The organism is Massilia sp. 9I, assembly GCF_902506415.1.
In the GTDB taxonomy this organism is placed as follows: domain Bacteria; phylum Pseudomonadota; class Gammaproteobacteria; order Burkholderiales; family Burkholderiaceae_D; genus Telluria.
Genome location: NZ_LR733275.1, coordinates 4183528 through 4206705, shown reverse-complemented (window position 1 = coordinate 4206705; position 23178 = coordinate 4183528). Strand labels below are relative to the sequence as shown.

At 65.7% G+C, this 23178-nt stretch carries 22 protein-coding genes; 8 read left to right on the top strand and 14 right to left on the bottom strand.

The features are described from left to right. Window positions 1–327: 327 nt before the first annotated feature. The 7 genes from GV068_RS18800 to GV068_RS18770 form a co-directional block, all read right to left on the bottom strand. Window positions 328–1806: a sigma-54 dependent transcriptional regulator gene (locus GV068_RS18800; protein ID WP_159701319.1), complete on the bottom strand. Its 1479-nt coding sequence runs from the start codon at window positions 1804–1806 to the stop codon at window positions 328–330. Window positions 1807–1838: 32 nt separating this feature from the next. Beyond that, window positions 1839–3491, bottom strand: coding sequence for a PAS domain-containing sensor histidine kinase (locus tag GV068_RS18795; RefSeq protein WP_159701316.1), 1653 nt, complete (start codon window positions 3489–3491; stop codon window positions 1839–1841). A gap of 8 nt (window positions 3492–3499) precedes the next feature. After that, the gene (locus GV068_RS18790; protein ID WP_159701313.1) at window positions 3500–3751 is read right to left on the bottom strand and encodes a PP0621 family protein; all 252 of its coding nucleotides are present in this window, start codon (window positions 3749–3751) and stop codon (window positions 3500–3502) included. Then, a complete protein-coding gene (locus GV068_RS18785; RefSeq protein WP_159701310.1) occupies window positions 3748–4551 on the bottom strand; it encodes an inner membrane protein YpjD in 804 nt (267 codons plus the stop codon). The genes GV068_RS18790 and GV068_RS18785 overlap by 4 nt, the downstream gene beginning before the upstream one ends. 66 nt (window positions 4552–4617) lie before the next feature. Continuing rightward, a complete protein-coding gene (locus GV068_RS18780; RefSeq protein ID WP_159701307.1) occupies window positions 4618–5436 on the bottom strand; it encodes an ABC transporter ATP-binding protein in 819 nt (272 codons plus the stop codon). Window position 5437: 1 nt separating this feature from the next. Beyond that, window positions 5438–6286 (bottom strand): ABC transporter permease, encoded by an 849-nt coding sequence (locus GV068_RS18775; protein ID WP_159701304.1) that lies wholly within the window; start codon window positions 6284–6286, stop codon window positions 5438–5440. Window positions 6287–6293: 7 nt separating this feature from the next. Continuing rightward, a complete protein-coding gene (locus GV068_RS18770) occupies window positions 6294–7265 on the bottom strand; it encodes an ABC transporter substrate-binding protein (protein ID WP_159701301.1) in 972 nt (323 codons plus the stop codon). A 250-nt stretch (window positions 7266–7515) separates the two neighbouring features. Here GV068_RS18770 and ffh point away from each other — a divergent pair, with 250 nt between their 5' ends. After that, on the top strand, window positions 7516–8883 hold the full coding sequence (gene ffh, locus GV068_RS18765) for a signal recognition particle protein (protein ID WP_159701298.1): 1368 nt from the start codon (window positions 7516–7518) through the stop codon (window positions 8881–8883). A gap of 234 nt (window positions 8884–9117) precedes the next feature. Then, window positions 9118–9495 carry an SWIB/MDM2 domain-containing protein gene (locus GV068_RS18760; protein ID WP_159701295.1) on the top strand — a complete coding sequence of 126 codons (378 nt, stop codon included), beginning with the start codon at window positions 9118–9120 and terminating at the stop codon, window positions 9493–9495. 272 nt (window positions 9496–9767) lie between these two features. Here GV068_RS18760 and GV068_RS18755 read toward each other — a convergent pair whose 3' ends face one another. From GV068_RS18755 to GV068_RS18740, 4 genes are all read right to left on the bottom strand, one after another. Beyond that, window positions 9768–11132, bottom strand: a complete 1365-nt coding sequence (locus tag GV068_RS18755; RefSeq protein WP_159701292.1) for an alkaline phosphatase — start codon at window positions 11130–11132, stop codon at window positions 9768–9770. Window positions 11133–11142: 10 nt separating this feature from the next. After that, entirely contained in the window at window positions 11143–12597 is a 1455-nt protein-coding gene (locus GV068_RS18750; RefSeq protein WP_159701289.1) for an alkaline phosphatase, read from the bottom strand. A gap of 82 nt (window positions 12598–12679) precedes the next feature. Further along, on the bottom strand, window positions 12680–13291 hold the full coding sequence (locus GV068_RS18745) for a lytic transglycosylase domain-containing protein (protein ID WP_229464578.1): 612 nt from the start codon (window positions 13289–13291) through the stop codon (window positions 12680–12682). Between the two features lie 11 nt (window positions 13292–13302). Then, window positions 13303–15021 carry a proline--tRNA ligase gene (locus tag GV068_RS18740; protein WP_159701283.1) on the bottom strand — a complete coding sequence of 573 codons (1719 nt, stop codon included), beginning with the start codon at window positions 15019–15021 and terminating at the stop codon, window positions 13303–13305. Between the two features lie 204 nt (window positions 15022–15225). On the opposite strand from GV068_RS18740, the gene GV068_RS18735 reads away from it, so the two are divergent. The 3 genes from GV068_RS18735 (at window position 15226) to GV068_RS18725 (ending at window position 18017) form a co-directional block, all read left to right on the top strand. After that, window positions 15226–15879, top strand: coding sequence for an RNA pyrophosphohydrolase (locus GV068_RS18735; RefSeq protein WP_159701280.1), 654 nt, complete (start codon window positions 15226–15228; stop codon window positions 15877–15879). Between the two features lie 105 nt (window positions 15880–15984). Then, entirely contained in the window at window positions 15985–17520 is a 1536-nt protein-coding gene (locus tag GV068_RS18730; protein ID WP_159701277.1) for an aspartyl protease family protein, read from the top strand. A gap of 68 nt (window positions 17521–17588) precedes the next feature. Continuing rightward, window positions 17589–18017 carry a DUF1841 family protein gene (locus tag GV068_RS18725; protein ID WP_159701274.1) on the top strand — a complete coding sequence of 143 codons (429 nt, stop codon included), beginning with the start codon at window positions 17589–17591 and terminating at the stop codon, window positions 18015–18017. Between the two features lie 59 nt (window positions 18018–18076). Here GV068_RS18725 and GV068_RS18720 read toward each other — a convergent pair whose 3' ends face one another. The 3 genes from GV068_RS18720 to GV068_RS18710 form a co-directional block, all read right to left on the bottom strand. After that, the gene (locus GV068_RS18720) at window positions 18077–19549 is read right to left on the bottom strand and encodes a SulP family inorganic anion transporter (protein ID WP_229464574.1); all 1473 of its coding nucleotides are present in this window, start codon (window positions 19547–19549) and stop codon (window positions 18077–18079) included. A gap of 135 nt (window positions 19550–19684) precedes the next feature. Further along, a complete protein-coding gene (locus tag GV068_RS18715) occupies window positions 19685–20023 on the bottom strand; it encodes a cytochrome c (protein WP_159701269.1) in 339 nt (112 codons plus the stop codon). Window positions 20024–20033: 10 nt separating this feature from the next. Continuing rightward, the gene (locus GV068_RS18710) at window positions 20034–20381 is read right to left on the bottom strand and encodes a cytochrome c (RefSeq protein ID WP_159701266.1); all 348 of its coding nucleotides are present in this window, start codon (window positions 20379–20381) and stop codon (window positions 20034–20036) included. A gap of 176 nt (window positions 20382–20557) precedes the next feature. Here GV068_RS18710 and GV068_RS18705 point away from each other — a divergent pair, with 176 nt between their 5' ends. From GV068_RS18705 to GV068_RS18695, 3 genes are read left to right on the top strand one after another with little or no spacing between them, the layout of a single operon-like run. After that, a complete protein-coding gene (locus GV068_RS18705; protein WP_159701263.1) occupies window positions 20558–21412 on the top strand; it encodes a MoxR family ATPase in 855 nt (284 codons plus the stop codon). After that, complete coding sequence (locus GV068_RS18700) at window positions 21409–21999, top strand: GNAT family N-acetyltransferase (protein WP_159701260.1); 591 nt, start codon at window positions 21409–21411, stop codon at window positions 21997–21999. Before GV068_RS18705 ends, GV068_RS18700 begins: the two co-directional genes overlap by 4 nt. A 2-nt stretch (window positions 22000–22001) precedes the next feature. Beyond that, a complete protein-coding gene (locus tag GV068_RS18695) occupies window positions 22002–23171 on the top strand; it encodes a VWA domain-containing protein (protein ID WP_159701257.1) in 1170 nt (389 codons plus the stop codon). Window positions 23172–23178: the final 7 nt, after the last annotated feature.

Genomic DNA, 23178 nt, shown 5'->3' with positions numbered 1-23178 from the left:
CTTGCAGAGCAAGCTTCAAGTCGAAAGTGAATCTAGTTGCTTCCTGTCCACTACCACTATATCTAGTGTTCGAACTTGATATGAGACTAATTGTAGTACCTGACCCAGGTCACGGCAAGTGAAGAAGTCTTGATATTTTTGCGTTTTTTTTGGTGCACAGGCTTGACAAGTCAGTATGGCTGGAACGACGGGCAGTATGCGGTTAGCGAGTACTAACCTCGTTCCACAACTCTGCACAAGGCTTAATCAGGCACATGCGCGACGCATCATTCTTGTGCATTTTGCACTGGCGAAAAGACAACAGGATCTCTGGCTTTTGTGGGGTGCTCACGCGTTGTCGTCCGGCGCGACGATCTCCAGCTTCTGCATCTGGTAGCGCAGCTGGCGCACGCTGATGCCGAGCAGGCTGGCGGCCTGGGTGCGGTTGAACTGGGTCTGCTGCAGCGCGCGCTGGATGATGTCGCGCTCCACCTGGATCAGGTAGTCCGGCAGGTTGCTGGGCAATCCGTTGGGGCCGAGCATGGCCGGGCCCGGCGCCGGGGCCTGTACCTGCGCCGGGGTCGACTGCGGTAGTTCCGCTTCCAGCGCAGGCTGTGGCTCGGGCGCCGCCACCGGCACCGGCGCCGCCGGTTCGCGCGCCGGGGTCTCGCCCGGCCGCGCCGCCTTGAGCGACAAATCCCCCACCTCGATCACGCCGTCGTTGGCAAAGGCCAGCGCCCGCTCCAGCACGTTCTCCAGCTCGCGGATATTCCCCGGGAAGGAGTAGGCGCGCAGCGCCTCTAGCACGCCCGAGCCAAGCGCAGCCTGTCCGGGCCCGGCCAGCCGCGCCAGGATCGCATCCACCAGCGGCGCCAGGTCGTCGATCCGCTCGCGCAGCGGCGGCAGCGACAGCTCGATCACGTTCAGGCGGTAGAACAGATCCTGCCTGAACCTGCCCTGCTCGACGCAGCGCGCCAGGTCCTGGTGGGTGGCGCTGATGATGCGCACGTCCACCGGCTCCTCGACGGTGGCGCCGATCTTGCGCACGCGCCGCTCCTGGATCGCGCGCAGCAGCTTGACCTGCATCGGCAGCGGCAGGTCGGCCACTTCGTCCAGCATCAGGGTGCCGCCGTTGGCCGCCTGGAAGAAGCCCTCGCGCTCCTCCGCGGCGCCGGTGAAGGCGCCCTTTCGGTAGCCGAAGAACTCCGCTTCCATCAGGGTTTCCGGGATGGCGCCGCAGTTCACCGCCACGAAGGGCTTGCTGGCGCGCGAACTCTGGGCGTGGATCTCGCGCGCGGCGAGTTCCTTGCCGCTGCCCGATTCGCCGGTGATCGAGATCGGCGCATTCGAACGGGCCAGGCGGCCGATCTGGGCGCGCAGCGCCTGCATGGCGGCGGAAGCACCGATCATGCGCGAGCCGGGCACCGCGCCGTCCGGCGCTGCGGCGGGGGTCTCGGACAGTTTCAGGGCCGAGCGCACCATCACGCGCAGCGCGTCCAGCGCCACCGGCTTGGAGATATAGTCGAAGGCGCCGGCCTTGAGGGCGACCACCGCGTTCTCGGCGCTGCCGTAGGCGGTGATGACGGCGATCGGCGTGCCCTTGGTATCGGGAGACGACGTCACCTCGCGCACCAGCTCCAGCCCGAGGCCGTCCGGCAGGCGCATATCGGTCAGGATCAGGGCGTAGTCGTGCTCCTCCACCAGGGCCCGCGCCTGGCGCAGGGTGGCGGCGCTGTCGACGTCCAGCCCCATCTTGAGCAGGGTGATCTCGAGCAGTTCGCGCAGGTCGGCTTCGTCGTCGACCACGAGGATGCGGGGTGCGGTCATGGCGTTCTCTATCTATATGGTGTGCTTGGGCGTCAGGACGGCTGCGAAAAGCTGATCACGAAACGCCCGCTCGCGCGGCGCGGTCCGCTGCCGGCGGTGTCGAAGCGGTATTCATAGTCCAGCTTCGCCTCATTGTTCAGGCACAGCTCGCGCGCCAGGTACAGGCCTAGTCCCGTTCCCTTGCTCGACGTAGTATAGAAGGGCTCGAACAGGTGGGCGCGCACTTCCGGCGTGATGCCCGGGCCGTCGTCCTGCACGTGCAGTTCGATGCGCCCTGCGGCGTCGCGCGCCGGGAAGATCCGGATGCTGTTCGGCTCGCGGCTGGCGTAGCGCACCGCGTTGTTGAGCAGGTTGAGCAGCACCTCGTGCAGGTGCAGCGGGTCGAAACGCACCGTGTTAGTCCCGGCGTCGCCGATATAGACGATGTCTTCGGCCAGGCCGTGGGTTTCGCAGAACTCCGCTTTCAGCTCGGAGAGGAAGTTTGCCAGCTGCAGCGGCTCGCCGTTCGGCTGCACCTTGCGCGACAGCTGCAGGATGTCCTCGACCATGCGGTTCACGCGCGCCACATTGTCGCCCACGATTTTCAGGAGCCGCACCTCGGCCGGGCCGTGCAGGTCTTCGGCCAGCAGCGCGGTGGCGTGGCCGATCGCCGACAGCGGGTTGCGCACCTCGTGCGCGATGCTGGCGGTGAGGCGTCCCATCGAGGCCAGTTTGAGTTGCTGCGCCTGGTTTTCGATGGCGCTGACGTCCTGCATGAACACCACGCTGCGCCCGAGCGCCGTGCCTGCCGTGTCGACCCGCGCGAAGCGCAGCTTGAGGTGCACCGGCTGGTCGCGCCGGCCGCGCAGCGGGCCGCTGTCCTCGCGGTAGGGCTTGACGGTGACAAAAGCCGCGCCTTCGATCGGCGCGCGCAGCCAGGCGCCGAAGGCCTGGGCCACCGGTTCCAGCCCCGGCGCCTCGCCTAGGCTGAAGCCGGCCGCCTCCCCTTCCAGGCCGAGCATGCGGCGCGCCGCCGGGTTGCCGGTGAAGACCGCGCTGTCGTCGCCGACCACCAGGATGCCGTCGCCGACGTCGGCGATCACGATCCCGTTGATCAGCTGCTGGATGCGCAGGTCGGCGCCGCGCTGCGCGGCCAGTTCTTCCTGCTTGATCAGGCGCGCCGCCAGCCGGTTCACCAGCAGCGCGCCGGCGAAGAAGGCGGCGCCGTACAGGCCGGCCTGCATCAGCGAGGGCTGGCGCTCCTGCATGAAGACCTGCCAGGTGCTCTCCGCCAGCAGGAACAGGGTCGCAACCGCGCTCGAGAACAAGGCCAGCGTGAGCGGCGCCAGGATGGCGGCGCCGGCCAGCGGGAACAGGTAGAGGATGGCCAGGCCGCTGCGCATGCCGCCCGCTTCCACGTACAGCAGCGAGATCACGACCAGGTCGACCGCGATCTGGGAGCCCAGCTGCACGGCGAAGCGGTGTCGCCACCAGGTGCCGAAGGCGCCGAACACCAGCGCCGCGGCCAGGTAGAACAGGCAGGTACGGGTATTGGCGGCGTCCAGGCGCAGGCCGCCGCCGGTGATGCTCACGCCCAGGTAGAGCAGCAGCACCAGGGCGATGACGATGCGGGTGACGGTGAAGGTCTGCAGCGAACGCCACAGGGTCGTGCGTGCTTCGCGGGACAGTACCGCTTGTGGCGCCATCGTCCGGCTTACTGCGGCGGCAGGCGCACGTGGCCCGGCGAGCAGTAGTCGTGGCCGTCGGCGTGAACCGCTTCCGACGCCGGGAAGTGGATGCCGCAATGGGCGCAGCGGGTCATGCTTTCGATTTCCGCGACCGGTTGCTGGCGGCGCGGCTCGTCATGCAGGGGCGGCTGCTGGCGCGCGTCCAGGCCCTTGAGCTTGGAACGGATGGCCATCACGACCAGGCCGATCAGAAGAATCCAGAACAGGATGCGGCTCATGCGACACCCCGGTGCAGGACGACTTCGAGGACGAAGCGGCTGCCGACGTAGGCCAGCGCCAGCGTGGCGAAGCCCGCCAGCGTGAAGCGCAGCGCGGTCTTGCCACGCCAGCCTTGATAACGGCGGCCAGCCAGCAGCGCGGCGAACAGCAGCCAGGACAGCAGCGCGAACACGCTCTTGTGGTCGAAGCGCAGCGCGCGGCCGAACAGCTGTTCGGAGAACACCACGCCCGACAGCACGGTAAGGCTGAGCAGGATGAAACCGATCCAGATCACGCGGAACAGCAGCTTTTCCATGGTCAGCAGCGCCGGCAGCTGGTCCAGCGCGCTGCCCAGCCAGCCTCCCGTGGCGGCGCGCGTGTGCAGCCGCGCTTCCTGCAGGGCCATCAGCACCGCGTGGAAGGCGGCGATGGTAAGGGTGCTGTAGGCCAGCACGGCAACAAGCACGTGCCAGCCGAAGGCCGGCGACTGGCCGTCCAAGGGCAGCAGGCTGCCCGGGAAGATCACCGGCAGCAGGCTTGCCGCAAAGGCGAAAGGCATCACCAGGCGGCGCATGCCGTCGAGGGCGAAATTGCGGTTTTCCAGCCAGTAGGCGGCCACCGAGACCCACAGGGCGCTCGACAGCATGATGGCGAAGCCGACGCGCAGGCGGCCGGGCGCGATCACGTCGAGCCCGAGCGCGGCGCCGTGCACCGCCCAGGCCACGGCGGTGACGCCGGAGATGACGGCGCCCCGGCGCGACGGCAGCAGGGCGCACACCGCGTAGAGCAGGGCCGCGGCGAGGAAGAGGGAGTTCTGCATACTAAGAGTCTACACCATCGGGAAATGGTGGGGCAGGCTCCCTGCTGCCGGCCGCCGGCCGGACACTCAATCCACCGCCGCCACCCTCAACTCCTCCGTGTGATAGCGCTGCTGCTCCTCCATCACCATCAGGCCCAGCTCCCTTTTCAGGGCATTGAACTCGCTCGATGCCGGGTCGCGCATGCGCGGCAGGTCCACCAACAGGTCGCGCTTGACCGTGCCGGGCCGGTAGGTCATCACCACGATGCGGTCGGCCAGGTAGATCGCTTCCTCGATGCTGTGGGTGACGAACAGGATGGTCTTCTTCAGCCCCGACCAGATGCGCAACAGTTCCTCCTGCAGGTTGCGGCGGGTGAGCGCGTCCAGTGCGCCGAACGGCTCGTCCATCAGCATGATGGGGGAATCGAGCGCCAGCACGCGCGCAATCGCCACCCGCTGGCGCATGCCGCCCGACAGGTCCTTGGGAAAGCGCTGGCGGAAATCCGACAGAGAGAGCATGAACAGCAGTTCCCCTACCCGGTCGCGGATCGCGGCCTTGCCAATACCCTTGATGTGCAGGCCGAAGGCGATGTTGTCCTCGACCGTCATCCAGGGGAACAGGGCGTATTCCTGGAACACCATGCCGCGGTCCGGCCCCGGCGCGCAAACCGCCTTGCCGTCGACCGTGATGCTGCCGCTGCTGGGCAGCGAGAAGCCGGCCACCGCGTTGAGCAGGGTCGACTTGCCGCAGCCCGAAGGCCCTAGCAGGCAGGTGAACTGCCCGTGCGGGATTTCCAGGCGAATGTCCTGCAGCGCGGTGACGGTGCGCCCGCCAGTCTCGAAGATCTTGTTGACGCCGTCGATGCGGATGTGCGGCGCCAGATGCGGGGTCTGCGGTGCATTCATGTCAGTGCTCCAGGCCGCGGTGCCAGCGCAGCAGGTAGTTGTTCAGGCGGTTCATGGCGAGGTCGATCAGGAGGCCCAGCAGGCCGATGGTGATCATCCCGGCGATGATCTTGTCGGACCAGAAGTACTCGCGCGCTTCCAGGATGCGGAAGCCCAGGCCGTTGTTCACGGCAATCATCTCGGACACGATCACCACGATGAAAGCGGTGCCGATCCCGATCCGCACGCCCGACAGGATGTAGGGCACGGCGGCCGGCAGGATCACGCGCAGGAACATGGTGACCTTGCCCGCCCCCAGGTTGCGCGCCGCGCGCAGGTAGATGCCGTCCACGTGGCGCACCCCGGCGATGGTGTTCATCAGGACCGGGAAGAAAGCGCCCAGCGCGATCAGGAATACCGCCGGCGGATTGCCCAGCCCGAACCACAGGATGGCCAGCGGGATATAGGCGATCGGCGGGATCGGCCGCAGGATCTGCACCAGGGGGTTCATCCATGCATACACCACGCGGCTCGCCCCCATCGCCAGCCCGAGCGGCAGCGCCAGCCCGGCGCCGATCGCAAAACCCACCACCACGCGCACCATGCTGGTCCAGATGTCCAGTGGCAGCTCGCCCGACAGCGCCCACGACCACCAGCCGCCGTCCGTATAGTCGGCGAACGGCGCCAGCGGCAGTAAATAGGCCACCCACTTGCGCCACACGTCGAGCGGCGCCGGCAGCACCTGCGGGTTGACCCAGCCGTTCATGGCGACCCACTGCCACAGCCCGATGGCCAGCACCGGCACCACCGCGCCGACCGCCATTTCCTTCCAACGCTCGCGCGCGTGTTTGCGCCTGTCCTGTTGGCTCATGCTCGCCTCACTTCACGTCCAGGCTTTTCTTGGCCGCCGCCAGCAGGTCGGTGCGCACCCAGTCCGTTGCCAGCGGCGGGCGCGCCATGCGCCCCACCCCGGTGCGCGCCATGATGTCGGTGGTGACCTGGATGTGCTCCGGCGTGATGTCGTAGGAATACGGCGAATTGCGGATCGCGTCCTGGAAGTCGTCGCTCGTGATCTGGTTCTTGAAGATCACCTCGCGCACGTATTTCTCGGCCACGGACGGGGTGTCGATGAAGGTCCGGGTGGCCTCGACGAAGCAGCGCATGAATTTTTCCGCCACGGGACGCCGTTCGCGGTAGAACTTCTCGGTCATGACCAGGGTGCGCACCGGCTCGCCGATCGCGGTATCGTAAGGCTTCAGCACCTCGACGCCGAAGCCCTTGTTGATCGCCTGCGAGGACTGCGGCTCCGACTGCATCATGGCGTCGATCTGCTTGCCGAGCAGCGCCTGGTTCAGGTCCGGGTAGCCCAGGTAGACCAGCTGCACGTCCTTGCCTGGCGCGGCATCGCCCTTCAGGCCATGCTTGGCCAGTTGCGCCATCAAGAGCACTTCCTGGATCGCGCCGCGCGTGACGCCGACCCGCTTTCCTTTCAGCTGGGCGACGCTGCGGATCTCCAGATCGGGCCGCGCCACCAGGCGCGCGCCGCCGCGGGCGAAGCCGGCCACCACCACGATCGGGGCGCCGCCGGCGCGTCCAGAGATCGCCGCCTCGGACGCCGTCGCGCCCACGTCCAGTTCCCCGGCGATGATCGCCTGCATCACGTCCAGCCCCTTGGCGAAGACCTTCTCCTCGACCCGGATACCGCACTTCGGCGCGATCTCCTTGATGTACGACACCGCGCCGAAATGCGCGAGCTTGAGATTTCCAAGCCGGACGACCTCCTGGGCCCCGGCTCCACCTGCTGCCAGCAGGGCGGATGCGACGAGGATGCTACCGAATAGCTTGACCATGCCTGTTCTCCATTTATGCGGTACACGTAGCGTGCGGCGCATGCGGAGGCGCGGCACAGACAACGATGCTGACGGGAAATGGCCTGTTAGTACGTGAGATGTGTCAAGTTCGACAAGGTTTCCATATGATTGAACGCATCACAGCTGATGAAAAAGTGCGCTATATCGCTGCCGCGGTCGAACTCGGCGGCCCGCGCAAGGTAGAATGCTGGTTTGTCCGAATGCCGTCGTATATATAGTCAGGTAGAACATGCTAGATAACCTTACCCAACGCCTAGCCAAGGTCGTCAAGACGATGCGCGGCGAGGCGCGCCTTACCGAGGCGAATACCGCCGAGATGCTGCGCGAAGTGCGCATGGCCCTGCTCGAGGCCGACGTGGCCCTGCCGGCGGTGCGCGAATTCATCGCCAAAGTGAAAGAAAAAGCGCTGGGCGAAGAAGTCATCGGTTCGCTCAGCCCGGGCCAGGCCCTGGTGGGCGTGGTGCAGCGCGAGCTGGCGGCCCTGATGGGCGCCGACCTCGGCCCCGACGCCACCCAGCTGTCGTTTGCACAGCAGCCGCCGGCGATCATCCTGATGGCCGGCCTGCAGGGTGTCGGTAAGACCACCACCACCGGCAAGCTCGCCAAGTACCTGAAAGAGCAGAAGAAAAAGAAGGTCCTGACCGTCTCCGCCGACGTCTACCGCCCGGCCGCGATCGCGCAGCTGGAATCGGTGACCAAGCAGGTCGGCGCCGACTTCTTCCCGTCCACGGCCAACGACAAGCCGGTCGACATCGCGAAGAATGCGCTCGATTGGGCCAAGAAGCACTACCACGACGTCCTGATCATCGACACCGCCGGCCGCCTCGGTATCGACGAAGCGATGATGCAGGAGATCGCCGCGGTGCACGCCGCCGTGAATCCGGTCGAGACCCTGTTCGTGGTCGACGCCATGCTGGGCCAGGATGCGATCAACACCGCCAAGGCCTTCAACGACGCCCTGCCCCTGACCGGCGTGGTGCTGACCAAGCTCGATGGCGACTCGCGCGGCGGCGCCGCGCTGTCCGTGCGCCACGTGACCGGCAAGCCGATCAAGTTTGCCGGCGTGTCCGAAAAGCTGGACGGCCTGGAAGCCTTCGATCCGAGCCGCATGGCCAACCGCGTGCTGGGCATGGGCGACATCCTGGCGCTGGTCGAAGAAGCGCGCAAGGGCGTCGACGCCCAGGCCGCGACCGAGCTGGCGAACAAGATCAAGGGCGGCGGCAAGTTCGACATGAACGACTTCAAGGCGCAGCTGACCCAGATGAAGAAGATGGGCGGCATGTCCGGCCTCCTCGATAAACTGCCGGCCCAGTTCCAGCAGGCCGCCGCGGGCGCCAACATGGACCAGGCCGAGAAGCAGGTGCGCCGCATGGTCGGCATCATCGACTCGATGACCCCTGGCGAGCGCGCCAAGCCGGAGCTGATCAAGGCCAACCGCAAGCGCCGCATCGCGGCCGGCGCCGGCGTCCAGGTCCAGGAAGTGAACCGCATGCTGAACCAGTACGATCAGATGCAGACCATGATGAAGAAGCTCAAAGGCGGCGGCCTGATGAAGATGATGCGCGGGATGAAGGGCATGATGCCCGGCCTGCGCTGATCCGATCCAGCGCTTCTCCAAAAACCGCGCGGGCACTGGCCTGGCGCGGTTTTTTACATTCGGCGGCCCGGTTTTTTCATTTGAAGCGCGCCGAGTGTGCGATAGCTCGCATTTTGGGGCTTATCAGAGTGAAAAAATTTCGAAAAAGACTTGCATGAACAGTAAAAGGCCACCAATATAAGCCCGTGCGTCAATAACGCAACTTTCCCTGTGATCGTTTTAGGAGGCTAGAAGATGGCAACAGCCAAGAAATCCACCGCAGCGCCAGCCAAGAAAGCAGCAGCCAAGCCGGCCGCAGCGGCCAAGCCTGCAGCAAAAAAAGCAGCTCCAGCAAAAGCAGCAGCGAAGCCGGCAGCAGCACGCAAGCCGAACGCCGCTTTCATGAAAGAGATGACGCCGTCGGACAAACTGGCCGCAGTCGTGGGCAACAAGCCGCTGCCACGTACCGAAGTCACCAAGAAAGTCTGGGACTACATCAAGGCCCAGAACCTGCAAGACGAATCGAACCGCCGCATGATCAACGCCGACGACAAGCTGAAAGCTGTCTTCGGTGGCAAGGCCCAGGTCTCGATGTTCGAAATGACCAAGCTCATTTCGGACCACCTGAAGTAAACACTGGCCGGCTGTCCAGTAGCCTTGCAAATGAAAAGCCCCGTCGGATGACGGGGCTTTTTGTTTTGGGGGCGGTCTGCAGGCTGCTGTCTACGTTTTGACCACCAAACTTTGAATCGTCATCCCGGCGCAGGCCGGGATCCAATTTTGCGTGCGCCGCCAAAAGCGCATGCGTTCTCACTGTACGACGGAATTGGGTCCCGGCCTTCGCCGGGACGACGTTGGTAGAGGTTGCGGCAATCTTGCGGCCGCGACTTCGATCACGTCCCTGATCAAAGCCCCGCCGCCGCCTTAATCAGGTGGAACACCTGCGTATTCTCGATCGTCCCCTTGAACGGCGCCGATCCCGCCCCGGTCGCATACAGCTTCACGTCCCCGCCCCCGTGCGACTCGTACACCGTGCGCACGCCCGCTTCCTGCAGGTAGTCGTCGCCCTGGGCGGTGGCGCTGTCCACATCCGCGCGCACGTCGGGACGCACCTTGCCGTTGCCGAAGACGAGCGCGGTAAAGGTCTTGCCGTCGGCGTCCTTCTTCGGTTCGCCGGTGGCGTAGTCGTGCACGATGTCCAGCACCTTGCTGCCGCGCTTCGGGTAGCCGTTCAGGACCATGGTGTGGTCATGGTCGGCCGTCACCACGATCAGGGTGTTCTCCAGCCCCGGGTCGATCTGGCGCATCCGTTCGATCGCGGCCTGGATCGCCTCGTCGAAGGCCACCGTGTCCGCCAGCGCGTTCTTGGCGTTGTTGTCATGCAGGGCGTGGTCGATCTTGCCGCCTTCGACCATCAGGAAGAAGCCATCCGGATCTTTCGACAGCAGTTCGATGGCTTTCAGCGCCATTTCGCTCAGCGTCGGCTGCTCAGGGCGGCGCGCCAGTGAATAGTCCAGGTGGTCGTCGGCGCTGTAGATGCCGACGAACTTGCGGCCCGGGCGCGCCGACATCATGTCCGCGCGCGTCGCGCCAACGGCATAGCCCTGCGCGGCGAATTCCTTCAGCAGGTCGCGCCCATCCGCGCGGCCCTTGGGATTGCTCGCCTTGTCGAAGGGCGTGAAGTAGTTGCGCGCGCCGCCCATCAGGACGTCGACGCCGTCGCCCAGCGCCGTGTTGTAGCCCGCGCCGCCCGGCACGATCTGGCGCGCGATGCTGTAGGCCGCGTCGCGGTGGCACACGTGCGAGAAGGTCGACGCCGGCGTGGCGTGGGTCAGCGCGGTGGTGGTCACCGCCCCCACGGCACGACCAGCGGCCTTGGCCAGTTCGAGGATGGTCGGCACCACCTGGCCATCGACGCACTTGTCGACCGAGCGGTTGCCGTTAGCGTCCTTGTCCGGGTCGATGGCGCGCGCATCCTTGATCGAGATGCCGTCCTGGTTGATCTTCACGCCGGTCATGTAGGCGCCCATCGACGGCGCGCTGTCGGTGGTCTGGAAGTCGTTCGAATAGGTCTTGATGCGCGCGGTGCGCTCCAGCTTTTCGAAGCCGAGCAGGCCGTCCTCGCCGTGCTTGTAGATGCGCGCGGCGGTGATCGTGGTCGGGCCCATGCCATCGCCCAGGAAGAAGATGATGTTCTTGGCCTGCGGCGCGGCCAGGGCGGCGCTGCTGCAGAAGGTGGCGGCCAGCAGGAGGAAAAGTCGTTTGTTCATGGTGGTCTCCTTACAGGCCGGCGGCGGTCTTGATCAGGCTGAAGACGCGGGTGTTGTCGATGGTCCCGCGGAACAGCTCCGCACCGGCGCCGGCGGCGCCGAGGTAGACGTCGGTGCCGCCATGGGTCTCGGCGCCGACGCGGGTGCGCACCACCGCTTCCTGGTGGTAGTCGTCGCGCGTCACGATCTCGTCGGTCAAGGCTGGCTTGCTGCCACGACTGCCGTTGGTGCGGTTCTCGCCGGTGCCGAAGCCGATGATGGTGAACGGGCGGCCCTCTTTATCCAGCTTGAGGCTGCCGTCGAGGTTACGCACCAGCCCCAGGACGCCCGGATTGGTCGGGGTGGTCTTGCCGGTGCGGACCGTGTAACCGTTCAGGAGCAGCGTGTGGTCATGGTCGGCGGTGGCGACGATCAGGGTGTTCTTCAGGCCGGGATCCAGCGCTTCCATTTTCTCCAGCGCGGCCTGCATGGCGGCGTTGTAGGACACGGTTTCCTGCAGCGCGCGTTTGCCGAGCGTGGCGTGCAGCGCGTGGTCGATCAGGCCGCCCTCGACCACCAGGAAGAAGCCCTTGCCTTGCGGGCCGGCGTTCGGCGCCAGCAGCTCGATGGCCTTGCGCGTCATCTCGCTCAAGCTCGGCTGCTTGGCCGGGTCGCGCGCCGCGTCGTAGTCCATGTGGTTCTGCGCGAACAGGCCGACGGCCCGCTGCTGCGGATTGGCGGCCAGAGTATTCAAGCCCGCGGTGTCGGAGACCACACGGAAGCCCTGGGCCTGCATCTCGGCCAGCAGGTCGCGGTTGTCGGCGCGCTTGCCGCCGCGCGCAAAGGGCGTGAAGAACTGGGCGCCGCCGCCGAACAGCACATCCAGGCCACGGCTTCCCAGGGCGCTGTTGTAGCCGGCGCCGCCCGGCACCAGCATCGCGGCGAAGTCGGTCTCCAGCTTGCGGTGGCAGCCATGGCCATAGGCGGACGCGGGGGTCGCATCGGTGACGCTGGTGTTGGTGACGACCCCCGCCGCCATGCCGCGGCTGCGCGCCAGTTCCAGCAGGGTCGTCGCCGGCGAACCGTTCTCGCATTTGCTGACCAGCGCATTGCCGTTGGCGTCCTTGCCGGGGGCGATCGAGCGGGTGCCGAAGGACATCGAGATCACGCCGTTGTTGTGCTTCACGCCCGTCATGTAGGCGGCCATGCCGGCGGCGCTGTCGGTGACCATCGCGTCGTTCGAGAAGGTCTTTACGAAGGCCGATTCGGGCAGGCGATCAATGGTGAGTTCGCCCTCTTCGCCGGCGTGGAAGATGCGGGCGGCGGTGAGGGTGTTCAGGCCCATGCCGTCGCCGAGGAAGAAGATAACGTTCTTCGCGCGCGCTTCGTTCTGTGCGGGGGCAGGTAGCTGGGAAGCCGGCGGCACGGCCGCGCAGCCGGCCAGCGTCGCAATCAGGATGGCGCCGGCAAGGGTGGACAATCGCATGGAGACCTCGAGGTCGGGAAAGCGAAGAGTTTACACCTTGCCAAGTACATATGGCAGATTGAAATGTTTCGGGATTGTAGGCTCAGGCCGCAGGCCCGAACTCCCACTTCTTCCAGGCCGAGAGCACGGCATTGGGATACTGCGGCTTGCCGCGGCTGCCGTTGTAGCGGCCCAGCGCCAGGTAGAGGTTGCCCTTCTCCATGTCGATGTACATGCGCAGGATCGAGCAGCCGTAGCGCAGGTTGGTCTGCATGTGGAACAGCATGCGGCGGTCGCTGTCGCCGATCACCTTGGTCCAGAACGGCATCACCTGCATGTAGCCGCGCGCGCCGGCAATCGAGATGGCGTACTTGCGGTAGGCCGACTCGACCTGGATCAGGCCCAGCACCAGTCCCGGATCGAGGCCGGAGCGGGTCGATTCGTACCAGACCGCTTCCAGGAACTCGGTGCGCGACTGCAGGTCCGGGACGCGCTTGGCGAGCCGGCGCGACATCTCGTCGAACCAGGCCTGGTAGCGCGCCCGCGCCGCCTCGTCGCGCAGGACGGGCTTGGGCGGGCGGCTGTCGTGGATGGCGTTGGCCAGGGCCAGGCGCACCGCATCGGCCAGCTGTTCTTCTTTCTGGTTGCCGGCCTGCGCCGAGCCACCGAACAGCAGGCCGGCGGCGAGCAGCGCGCTCGCCGCCCAAGGGAACAGCGTCACCAGGTTCACTTGCCCAGCTTGCCCTTGATGAAGGCGACCATGCCGTCGACCGGCACGCTGGTGGCGGCTTCGTCGCGGCGGCCCTGGTATTCCAGGTTGCCTTCCTTGAGGCCGCGCTCGCCGATCACGACGCGGTGCGGGACACCGATCAGTTCCCAGTCGGCGAACATGGCGCCCGGGCGCAGGCCGCGGTCGTCGACGATCACGTCGATGCCGGCCGCCTGCAGGTCGGCGTACAGCTTTTCGGTCTGCTCCTTGACCATCTCGCTGCGGTCCAGGCCCATCGGGCACAGTACCATCTCGAAGGGAGCGATCGAATCCGGCCAGATGATGCCCTTGTCGTCGTAGTTCTGTTCGATCGCCGCGCCCAGGATGCGGGTCACGCCGATGCCGTAGCAGCCCATCTGCAGCGGCGCCGGTTTACCGGCTTCGTCCAGGAAGGTGGCGTCCATCGCTTCCGAGTAGGCGGTACCGAGCTGGAACACGTGGCCCACTTCGATGCCGCGCTCGATCGCCAGCACGCCCTTGCCGTCCGGCGAAGCATCGCCTTCGACCACGTTGCGCAGGTCGGCCACCAGCGGTTCGGCTGCGTCACGGCCCCAGTTGGCGCCGGTGTAGTGATAGTCGGCTTCATTGGCGCCGCAGACGAAGTCGGCCATGTTCGCGACGCTGCGGTCGGCCACCACGGTGACCGGCTGCTTGGTACCGATCGGACCGAGGTAGCCCGGCACGGTGCCGTAGACTTCCTGGATCTCGGCTTCGGTCGAGAAGCGGAATTCTTTCAGGCCCGGGACCTTGTTGACCTTGATCTCGTTGAGCTCGTGATCGGCGCGCAGCAGCAGCAGGAAGTAGCTCTTCTTGCCTTCGTTCTCGACGGTCAGGGCGATGCTCTTGACGTGCTTTTCCAGCGGGATGCTCAAGAGTTCGGCCACGGCTTCGCATTTGGTCTTGCCAGGCGTGGACGTCTTGGTCAGCTGCTGCGTGGCCGCGCCACGCTCGCCGGTGGCCAGGGCCTCGGCCGCTTCGATGTTGGCTGCGTAGTCGGAAGTCGGGCAGTAGACCAGCGCGTCTTCGCCGGTGCTGGCGATGACGTGGAATTCATGCGAACCGGTGCCGCCGATGGCGCCGTTGTCGGCCGCCACCGCGCGGAACTTCAGGCCGAAGCGGGTGAAGATCTTGGTGTAGGCGTCGAACATGGTCGCGTAGGACTTCTGCATGCCCTCGACGTCGCGGTCGAAGGAATAGGCGTCCTTCATGGTGAACTCGCGGCCGCGCATCAGGCCGAAGCGTGGACGGCGCTCGTCGCGGAACTTGGTCTGGATGTGATAGAAGTTGATCGGCAGCTGGCGGTAGGACTTCAGTTCACTGCGCACGACGTCGGTCACGACTTCTTCCGAGGTCGGCTGGATGGCGAACTCACGGCCATGGCGGTCTTTGACCCGCATCAGCTCCGGGCCCATCTTGTCCCAGCGGCCCGTCTCCTGCCACAGTTCGGCCGGCTGCACCAGCGGCATCAGGAGCTCGATGGCGCCCGCCTTGTTCATCTCTTCGCGGATGATGTTCTCGACCTTGCGGATGATGCGCAGGCCGGTCGGCATATAGGTATAGATACCCGAACCGAGGCGCTTGATCATCCCGGCGCGCATCATCAGCTGGTGGCTGACGATTTCGGCGTCGGAAGGCGCTTCTTTAAGAGTTGAAATAAAAAATCGTGAGGCGCGCATATCCGTGAATTCTTTTTAAAAAGAGAGAGTTATAATCGACCTAATTTTAAAGGATTAGCTGGCTGATGCGTCCAATCTTTCTACAAATGGGTCCGGAACACGCAGCACCTACCTCATCGGCAACTTGCCGATCCGGTGGCGATGGCAATTTGTGGGTAAAAATATAAGGATCGTACGGCCGGCAGAAAGTTTCGAGGTGCACTTATGCTCGATCGTGAAGGGTTCCGCCCCAACGTCGGCATCATCCTGCTGAACGCCAACAACGAGGTGTGGTGGGGCAAGCGGGTGCGCGAGCACTCGTGGCAGTTTCCGCAAGGGGGTATCAAATACGGCGAAACGCCGGAGCAGGCGATGTACCGCGAGCTCGAGGAAGAAATCGGCTTGCGCCAGGAGCACGTCAAGATCGTGGGCCGTACCCGCGACTGGCTGCGCTATGAAGTGCCCGACCACTTCATCAAGCGCGAGATCCGCGGCCACTACCGTGGCCAGAAGCAGATCTGGTTCCTGCTGCGCATGATGGCAAGGGACAATGACGTCAACCTGCGCCTGACCGACCATCCCGAGTTCGATGCCTGGCGCTGGCACGACTATTGGGTGCCGCTGGACGTGGTCATCGAGTTCAAGCGCGATGTCTACCAGCGCGCGCTGCAGGAGTTGTCGCGCTTCATCACCTGGCCGGCCAAGGGCCCGAACGGCGAGCGCCGCCATACTGCGCGCTATCTGCGCCAGCCGCATGCGCGGGCGCAGGGCGGCGGCAAAGGTGGCCAGCAGCAAGCGGCCAGCACGGCATCGACCGCCACGGCAAGCGCTGCCGCGCCGGCGGCGCCGGACTCGCTGCTGCTGACGCCGGGCGAGTAAGCAGCCCGCAGGAAAAACCCGTTCACCGGCTTCGCGCAAGCCGGCGGATGGGTATTTTTATGCCCGGTGAATTGGCAATCCTACAAGCCCGCTCCACAATGGGGCATGCGCTCCCCCACCTTTCTCCATGTCCTCACCGCGGCCGTCCTTGGCTACGCCCTCCTTGCGCCGGCCCACGCCCAGCAGGAAGATGATCCCAAGCGTTGTCGCTACGTCAAGATCGAGACCATCCCGATCCGCTACGCCGGCACCGGGATGAACATCACGATGGAAGGCCGCATCGACGGCAGCCCGGCCTCGCTGCTGGTCAACCTGGGCGCCGACCTGACGGCGCTGACCCACACCGGCACCTCGCGCCGCGACCTGACGCTGTGGTCGACCGGGGCGAGCGCGCGCGGCGTCGGCGGCTATTCCCGCCTCTACTCCGCCAAGCTCAAGGAATTCGTCGCCGGCCCCACCCGCAGCACCAGGCTCACGATGCCGGTGATCGGCGACTTCGGCTCGCCGCCCTCCTACGACGCCATGGTGGGCGCCCCCTTCCTGCTGCAGGCCGACCTCGAGTTCGACCTGGCCAACAAGAAGCTCAACTTCTTCCGCCCGACCAACTGCCGCGATACCTTCCTGGCCTACTGGGACCCGGCCGCGGTCGAAGTGCCTTTTGAAACCAGCTGGTCGGACAGTCCCAACCCGCGCTTCACAGTCCGGCTCAACGGCAAGAAATTCCGGGCCATGATCGGCAGCGGCTCCGGCGTCAGCGCCATTACGCGCAGCGCCGCCGAGGAAATCGGCCTGAAGCTGGACGGTCCCGGCGTGGAGCGCCTGAACGACATCACGGGCGTCGGCGACGACCGGGTGGCCCGCTTTGCGGTGGTGGTCGACAAGCTGGAGATCGCCAATGAGACCATCACCAACGCCCGCATCGGCGTGCTCGACACCGGCAATCTCGGGGCCGACGTCATCCTCGGCGCCGACTTCCTGCGCTCGCACCGGGTGCTGTTCGCGATGAGCCAGCAAAAGCTCTACATTTCCTGCACCGGCGGCGCGCCGCTGGGCCACAACAAGGTGGTCGAACCCTGGCTGGCCCAAGAAGCCGACGAAGGCAATGCCGACGCCCAGATGTCGCTCGCGCTGCGCTACCGCTTTGGCTACGGCGTGGCGCAAAACATGGCGCTGGCGCGTTCCTGGCTGGAACAGGCGGCCGCCAACGGCAGCCCGGAAGCTAACCAGGCGATGGGACAGAGCCTGCTGTCGGCCGGGCGCTATGCCCCGGCCGCGGCGCACCTGCGCCGCGCGCTGGACGCGCGGCCCGGCGAACGCCACGGCGCCCTGGCGCTGCACGCGGCGCGCCTCGGCAGCGGCGAAGGGGAACTGGGCAAACGCGAATTGGCGCAGGCCTTCGCGCGCAACGACGACGAGTGGCCGGGCCCGATCGCCCGTTATTACCTGGGCAAGATAAACCGCGACAAGCTGCTCGAGGAAGCGCGCGACGACCGCAAGCTGGGCCAGGCCCGCACCTGCCTGGCGCTGCTGCACATCGCCGCGCAGCTCAGGAGCCAGGGCGACGAGGCCGGCGCCAAGGCTGCGCTGGAGCAGCGCAGCAACTGCCAGCCGCGCCCCGCGGCTGCCGGCGCCGCTCCTTGAGGCAGCTCCGGCAAACGGAGCGGCATCGCGTTACAATGCCGCCTTCGTCCCTTTTGCCCCTCCCCGCCATGTTCACACCGTCCTCGCACGACGTGCGCCGCTTTTTCTGCGAAGCCCTGCGCAAGCAGCGCAACGGCGAGATCCTGACCCCAATGGACGCCATCGCGGCCGACTGGATCGTCCAGCATCCCGAATACCACGCCGAGCTGGAGGACGTGGAAGAGGCCATCGCGCGCGACTATTCGGTCGAAGGCGGCAAGCCGAATCCTTTCCTGCACCTGTCGATGCACCTGTCGATTGCCGAACAGGTATCGATCGACCAGCCGCGCGGCATCAAGGCCGCGCACGACGCGCTGGTGGCCCGGCGCGGCGAGCACGACGCCCACCACGAAATCATGGAATGCCTTGGAGAGATGATCTGGGCCTCGCAGCGCAATGGCGTGCCGCCGGATACCGAGGCGTACATCGAATGCGTGCGCCAGCGCGCCTCTCGCTAGTTTCCGCGTTACGGATGTGATTCAAAAATGCGGCCCAGGCCGCATTTTTTGTATCATGTTCAGCCGAGTTTATCGTCCGCCACCCGGTAGCGCGGGTCTTCCACCAGGTTCACCTCGATCATGTCCTTCGCCTTCTCCAGTACCTCGCGGCAGTCGGGGCTGAGGTGGCGCAGGTGCAGGCGCTTGCCCAGCGCGCGGTAGCGCTCGGCCAGGGCGTCGATCGCCTGGATCGCGGAGTGGTCGGCCACGCGCGCGCAGCGGAATTCGATCACCACGTCCTGCGGGTCGTCCTTGGGCGTGAACAGGGCCTGGAAGCCGGTCACCGAGGCGAAGAACAGCGTGCCTTCCAAGTCGTAGACCTTCCAGCCGTGTTCTTCGAAGCCGGTCGCGACGCGGATCTGCTTCGCATGCTGCCAGGCGAACACCAGCGCCGACACGACCACGCCCGCCAGCACCGCCACCGCCAGGTCGAAGGCCAGGGTGATGCCGGCCACCAGCACGATCACCAGCGCGTCGGCGCGCGGCACCTTGCCGAACAGGCGGAAGGTGCCCCACTCGAAGGTCTTCTCGCACACCACGAACATCACGCCGATCAGCGCCGCCAGCGGGATCTGCTCGATCCACCGCGAGCCCACCAGGATGAAGGAGAGCAGGAACAGCGAGGCCGTCACTCCCGACAGGCGCCCGGTGCCGCCGCTGTTCACGTTGATCATGCTCTGGCCGATCAGCGCGCAGCCGCCCATGCCGCCGAAGAAGCCGGTGACGACGTTGGCCGCGCCCAGCGCCAGGCACTCGCGGTTCGGCTGGCCGCGGGTGTCCGTGATCTCGTCGATCAGGGTCAAGGTCAGCAGCGACTCGATCAGGCCGACGCCGGCCAGCACCAGCGCATACGGGAACACGATGCGCAGGGTCTCCAGGTTCCACGGCACGTCGGGCAGTGCGAAGCTGGGCAGGCCGCCCGCGATCGAGCCGAGCTCGCCCACGGTCTTGCTGTCGATGCCCAGCAGGGCGCAGCCGGCAGTGGCCGCCAGGATGCCGACCAGGGTGGCCGGCACCGCCTTTGTCACGCGCGGCGTCAGGTAGATGACGGCCATGGTGGCGGCCACGATGGCCAGCATCGTCGCCAGCTCGGCGCCTGCCATCCAGTGCACGGCGCCGTCCGCGCCGCGGGTCTTGAAGTGGCCAAACTGGGCCACGAAGATCACCAGCGCCAGGCCGTTGACGAAGCCCAGCATCACCGGATGCGGCACCATGCGGATGAACTTACCCAGCCGGGCCGCGGCGAACAGCAGCTGCAGCACGCCCATCAGCACCACCGCCGCGAACAGGTATTGCGCGCCATGCTGCACCACCAGCGCAGTCATCACCACCGCCAGCGAACCGGCGGCGGCCGAGATCATGCCGGGGCGGCCGCCGAAGCTCGACGTGATCAGGGAGACCAGCACCGCCGCGTACAGGCCGGTAAGCGGCGAGACCTGGGCCACCAGGGCAAAGGCGATGGCTTCGGGGACGAGTGCGAGGGCAACCGTCATGCCGCTCAGCAGATTGGTTTTGATGTGGGACGGGGACAGCACGCGATCTCCTAGCGAAAACAAAATCCCCCCGCCGGTTGCCCGGTCGGGGGGATCGGCAGTTTACCAGCTCGGGGCTGGAACCGCTTAATGCTGTTACTTGCTGACGACCAGGTTCGACGGCAGGCTCGAGAGATACGCGCCGATGTCGGCCATGTCCTGGTTCGACAGCGGCTGCACCTGGGCGGCCATGATCGGGTTGGTGCGGCCGTTGGCGCCGGCGCCGCGCTTGTAGGCGCGCAGGGCGTGGGCCAGGTAGTCCGGGTGCTGGCCGGCCAGCTTCGGATAGCTCGGGTCGATCGGCTTGTTGAAGTCGGCGCCATGGCAGGACGCGCAGTTGTATTTCTTGACCAGCGCCTCGCCTTTCGAGACGTCGGCGGCGGCGGCATTCAGGGCAAACGCGCCGGCGGCCAGCGCGAAGAACAGTTTTTTCATCGGCTAGTCCTCAGCGTTTGGCGGTGGCGGGAGTCTGCTGCGCGTAATAGGCAGCGACGTCGGCGATGTCCTGGTCGCTCAGCGACTTGGCGATGCCGACCATCGACGGATGCTTGCGATCGCCCTTGCGGTAGGACTTGAGCGCGCTCTCGATGTACTTGGCCGACTGGCCACCGATCATGGGAGCCTGGTAGACCTCCGGGAAGGCGGTCTTGTAATGCGGGATACCGTGGCAGCCGATGCACATCTCGATCTTGGCCGGTGCTGCTTTCGGATTGCCGACAACTTCCGCCGCGGCGGCAGGGGTGGCGCTGGCGGCAAACGCTGCCAATACCAGTAGTGCTAAAGATGTTTTCATGGGTGTGGCTCGTTAGTTGTAATTCGAATACCGCAAACGCACAAAAAGTTAGCAAATGGACTACCAACCTGTCGATTCTATCTGAAGAGTTGTCACCAGTCTACAAACGTACGCACCTTCCGGGCGCCCGGTTCTGGCATATACTCGACCTCATTTCATCCGAATCCAGAACGCCCATGCACGCTTCCCCACGCTTCGAAGGCAGCGACAACTACGTCGCCACCGCCGACCTCAAACTGGCCGTCAACGCCGCGCTGACGCTCGGCCGCCCGCTCCTGATCAAGGGCGAACCGGGCACCGGCAAGACCATGCTGGCCGAAGAGGTGGCGGCCGCGCTCGACATGCCGCTGCTGCAGTGGCACGTGAAGTCGACCACCAAGGCCCAGCAGGGCCTGTACGAATACGACGCGGTGTCGCGCCTGCGCGACTCGCAGCTGGGCGACGAGCGGGTGCGCGACATCCACAACTACATCGTCAAGGGCGTGCTGTGGCAGGCCTTCACGGCGCCGGAGCCGGTGGTGCTGCTGATCGACGAGATCGACAAGGCCGACATCGAGTTCCCGAACGACCTGCTGCGCGAACTGGACCGCATGGAGTTCTACGTCTACGAGACGCGCGAGATGGTGGTGGCCAAGCACCGCCCGCTGGTAATCATCACCTCGAACAACGAGAAGGAACTGCCGGACGCTTTCCTGCGCCGCTGCTTCTTCCATTACATCAAGTTCCCGGACCGCGAGACGATGACCGACATCGTCAAGGTCCACTTCCCCACTCTGAAGCAGGACCTGCTGGCAAGCGCGCTGCAGAGCTTCTACGAGCTGCGCGAAGTCGCCGGCATCAAGAAGAAGCCCTCGACCTCGGAATTCCTCGACTGGCTCAAGCTCCTGCTGGCCGAGGACATCCCGGCCGAGGCCCTGCGCAGCAAGGATAGCAAGGCCATCGTGCCGCCGCTGCACGGCGCCCTGCTCAAGAACGAGCAGGACGTGCACCTGTTCGAACGCCTGGTCCATATGTCGAGGACCAATCGATGATCAAGGTGGCGCCGCTCACGCTCGAGTTCAACGGCCTGCGCCTGGAACCGCTGGCGCCGCACCACGAGGAGGGCCTGCGCGCGGCCGCTCTCGACGGCGAGCTGTGGAAGCTGCGCGTGACCAGCGTGCCGGAACCGCACAATGCGGCGCAGTACATTGCCACCGCGCTCGACACCCGCGACCGGGTCGCCTTCGCGGTGATCGACGCCTACACCGGGACGGTGCTGGGCAGCACCAGCTACCACGACATCCTGCTAAGCGTGGGACGCGTCGAAATCGGCTACACCTGGTACGCCAAACGGGTCCAGCGCACCCACGTGAACACCAGCTGCAAGCTGCTCCTGCTGTCGCACGCCTTCGACACACTCGGCTGCGGCGTGGTCGGCCTGCGCACCGATTGCGAAAACTTCGCCTCCCAGGCCGCCATCGAGAAGCTGGGTGCCCAGAAGGACGGCGTCATCCGCCACCACGCCCTGCGCCGCGACGGCACCGTGCGCGACACGGTCATGTACAGCATCCTGCGCAGCGAATGGCCGCCGATCAAGCGCGCCCTGCACGACCGGCTGGAGCGGCACGCGAGGGTTTGACGATGCTGATCGATTTTTTCTACGCGCTGCGCGACGCCAAGGTGCCGGTCACGATCAAGGAATTCCTGACCCTGCTGGAGGCCATGCAGCGCCAGGTGATCCTGCCTTCGCTGGACGAGTTCTACTACCTCGCGCGCCTGACCCTGGTGAAGGACGAGGCCCACTTCGACAAGTTCGATCGCGCCTTCGGCCTCTATTTCAAGGGCGTGGATGCGGTGTTCGACGAGAAGGCCGAGATTCCGCTCGACTGGCTGCTCAAGCGCTTCGAGCGCGAGCTCACGCCGGAACAGAAAGCGGCGCTGGAAAAGCTCGGCTACGACAAGCTGCAAAAGCGCCTGGAAGAACTGCTGAAGGAGCAGAAGGGGCGCCACGAAGGCGGCAACAAGTGGATCGGCACCGGCGGCACCTCGCCCTTCGGCAATGGCGGCACCAACCCCGAAGGCATCCGCATCGGCGGCCAGGGGCGCAACCGCACGGCCGTCAAGGTGTGGGAGCAGCGCAGCTACCGCGACTACGACGACGAGCGCGAGCTGGGCACCCGCAACATCAAGGTGGCGCTGCGCCGCCTGCGCCGCTTCGCGCGCACCGGGGCCGCCGAAGAACTGGCGCTGGACGACACCATCCGCGCCACCGCCAGCAACGCCGGCTACCTCGACATCCGCATGCAACCCGAGCGCAAGAACCGCATCAAGGTCGTCATGCTGCTGGACGTGGGCGGCTCGATGGACGACCACATCGAGCGCGTGGAAGAACTGTTCTCGGCCGCCAAGAGCGAATTCAAGAACATGGAGTTCTACTATTTCCACAACTGCGTCTACGACTACCTGTGGAAGAACAACCACCGCCGCCACAGCGAGCGCTTCCCGACCTGGGACGTGCTGCGCAAGTACCCGCCCGATACCCGCGTCCTGTTCGTGGGCGACGCGACCATGAGCCCCTACGAAGTGCTGGCCCCGGGCGGCTCGGTCGAGTACAACAACGAGGAAGCCGGCGCCGAATGGCTGGCGCGCTTCACCAATGCCTTCCCCAAGTTCGCCTGGCTCAATCCCGAGCCGGAACACCTGTGGGAATACCGGCAATCGATCGCGGTCATCCGCCAGATCATGAATCACCGCATGTTCCCGATCACCCTCGAAGGGCTGGAGCGGACCATGCGGCTGCTGTCGAAATAGGCGCCTT

What these genes read in the sequence shown, in the direction of transcription:
- GV068_RS18735 (WP_159701280.1), top strand. Translation starts at nt 15,226, where the DNA reads ATGCTCGATCGTGAAGGGTTCCGCCCCAACGTCGGCATCATCCTGCTG.
- ffh (WP_159701298.1), top strand. Translation starts at nt 7,516, where the DNA reads ATGCTAGATAACCTTACCCAACGCCTAGCCAAGGTCGTCAAGACGATG.
- GV068_RS18790 (WP_159701313.1), bottom strand. Translation starts at nt 3,751, where the DNA reads ATGAGCCGCATCCTGTTCTGGATTCTTCTGATCGGCCTGGTCGTGATG.
- GV068_RS18760 (WP_159701295.1), top strand. Translation starts at nt 9,118, where the DNA reads ATGGCAACAGCCAAGAAATCCACCGCAGCGCCAGCCAAGAAAGCAGCA.
- GV068_RS18780 (WP_159701307.1), bottom strand. Translation starts at nt 5,436, where the DNA reads ATGAATGCACCGCAGACCCCGCATCTGGCGCCGCACATCCGCATCGAC.
- GV068_RS18695 (WP_159701257.1), top strand. Translation starts at nt 22,002, where the DNA reads ATGCTGATCGATTTTTTCTACGCGCTGCGCGACGCCAAGGTGCCGGTC.
- GV068_RS18730 (WP_159701277.1), top strand. Translation starts at nt 15,985, where the DNA reads ATGCGCTCCCCCACCTTTCTCCATGTCCTCACCGCGGCCGTCCTTGGC.
- GV068_RS18710 (WP_159701266.1), bottom strand. Translation starts at nt 20,381, where the DNA reads ATGAAAACATCTTTAGCACTACTGGTATTGGCAGCGTTTGCCGCCAGC.
- GV068_RS18750 (WP_159701289.1), bottom strand. Translation starts at nt 12,597, where the DNA reads ATGCGATTGTCCACCCTTGCCGGCGCCATCCTGATTGCGACGCTGGCC.
- GV068_RS18785 (WP_159701310.1), bottom strand. Translation starts at nt 4,551, where the DNA reads ATGCAGAACTCCCTCTTCCTCGCCGCGGCCCTGCTCTACGCGGTGTGC.
- GV068_RS18720 (WP_229464574.1), bottom strand. Translation starts at nt 19,549, where the DNA reads ATGACGGTTGCCCTCGCACTCGTCCCCGAAGCCATCGCCTTTGCCCTG.
- GV068_RS18800 (WP_159701319.1), bottom strand. Translation starts at nt 1,806, where the DNA reads ATGACCGCACCCCGCATCCTCGTGGTCGACGACGAAGCCGACCTGCGC.
- GV068_RS18705 (WP_159701263.1), top strand. Translation starts at nt 20,558, where the DNA reads ATGCACGCTTCCCCACGCTTCGAAGGCAGCGACAACTACGTCGCCACC.
- GV068_RS18740 (WP_159701283.1), bottom strand. Translation starts at nt 15,021, where the DNA reads ATGCGCGCCTCACGATTTTTTATTTCAACTCTTAAAGAAGCGCCTTCC.
- GV068_RS18725 (WP_159701274.1), top strand. Translation starts at nt 17,589, where the DNA reads ATGTTCACACCGTCCTCGCACGACGTGCGCCGCTTTTTCTGCGAAGCC.
- GV068_RS18775 (WP_159701304.1), bottom strand. Translation starts at nt 6,286, where the DNA reads ATGAGCCAACAGGACAGGCGCAAACACGCGCGCGAGCGTTGGAAGGAA.
- GV068_RS18700 (WP_159701260.1), top strand. Translation starts at nt 21,409, where the DNA reads ATGATCAAGGTGGCGCCGCTCACGCTCGAGTTCAACGGCCTGCGCCTG.
- GV068_RS18770 (WP_159701301.1), bottom strand. Translation starts at nt 7,265, where the DNA reads ATGGTCAAGCTATTCGGTAGCATCCTCGTCGCATCCGCCCTGCTGGCA.
- GV068_RS18755 (WP_159701292.1), bottom strand. Translation starts at nt 11,132, where the DNA reads ATGAACAAACGACTTTTCCTCCTGCTGGCCGCCACCTTCTGCAGCAGC.
- GV068_RS18795 (WP_159701316.1), bottom strand. Translation starts at nt 3,491, where the DNA reads ATGGCGCCACAAGCGGTACTGTCCCGCGAAGCACGCACGACCCTGTGG.
- GV068_RS18715 (WP_159701269.1), bottom strand. Translation starts at nt 20,023, where the DNA reads ATGAAAAAACTGTTCTTCGCGCTGGCCGCCGGCGCGTTTGCCCTGAAT.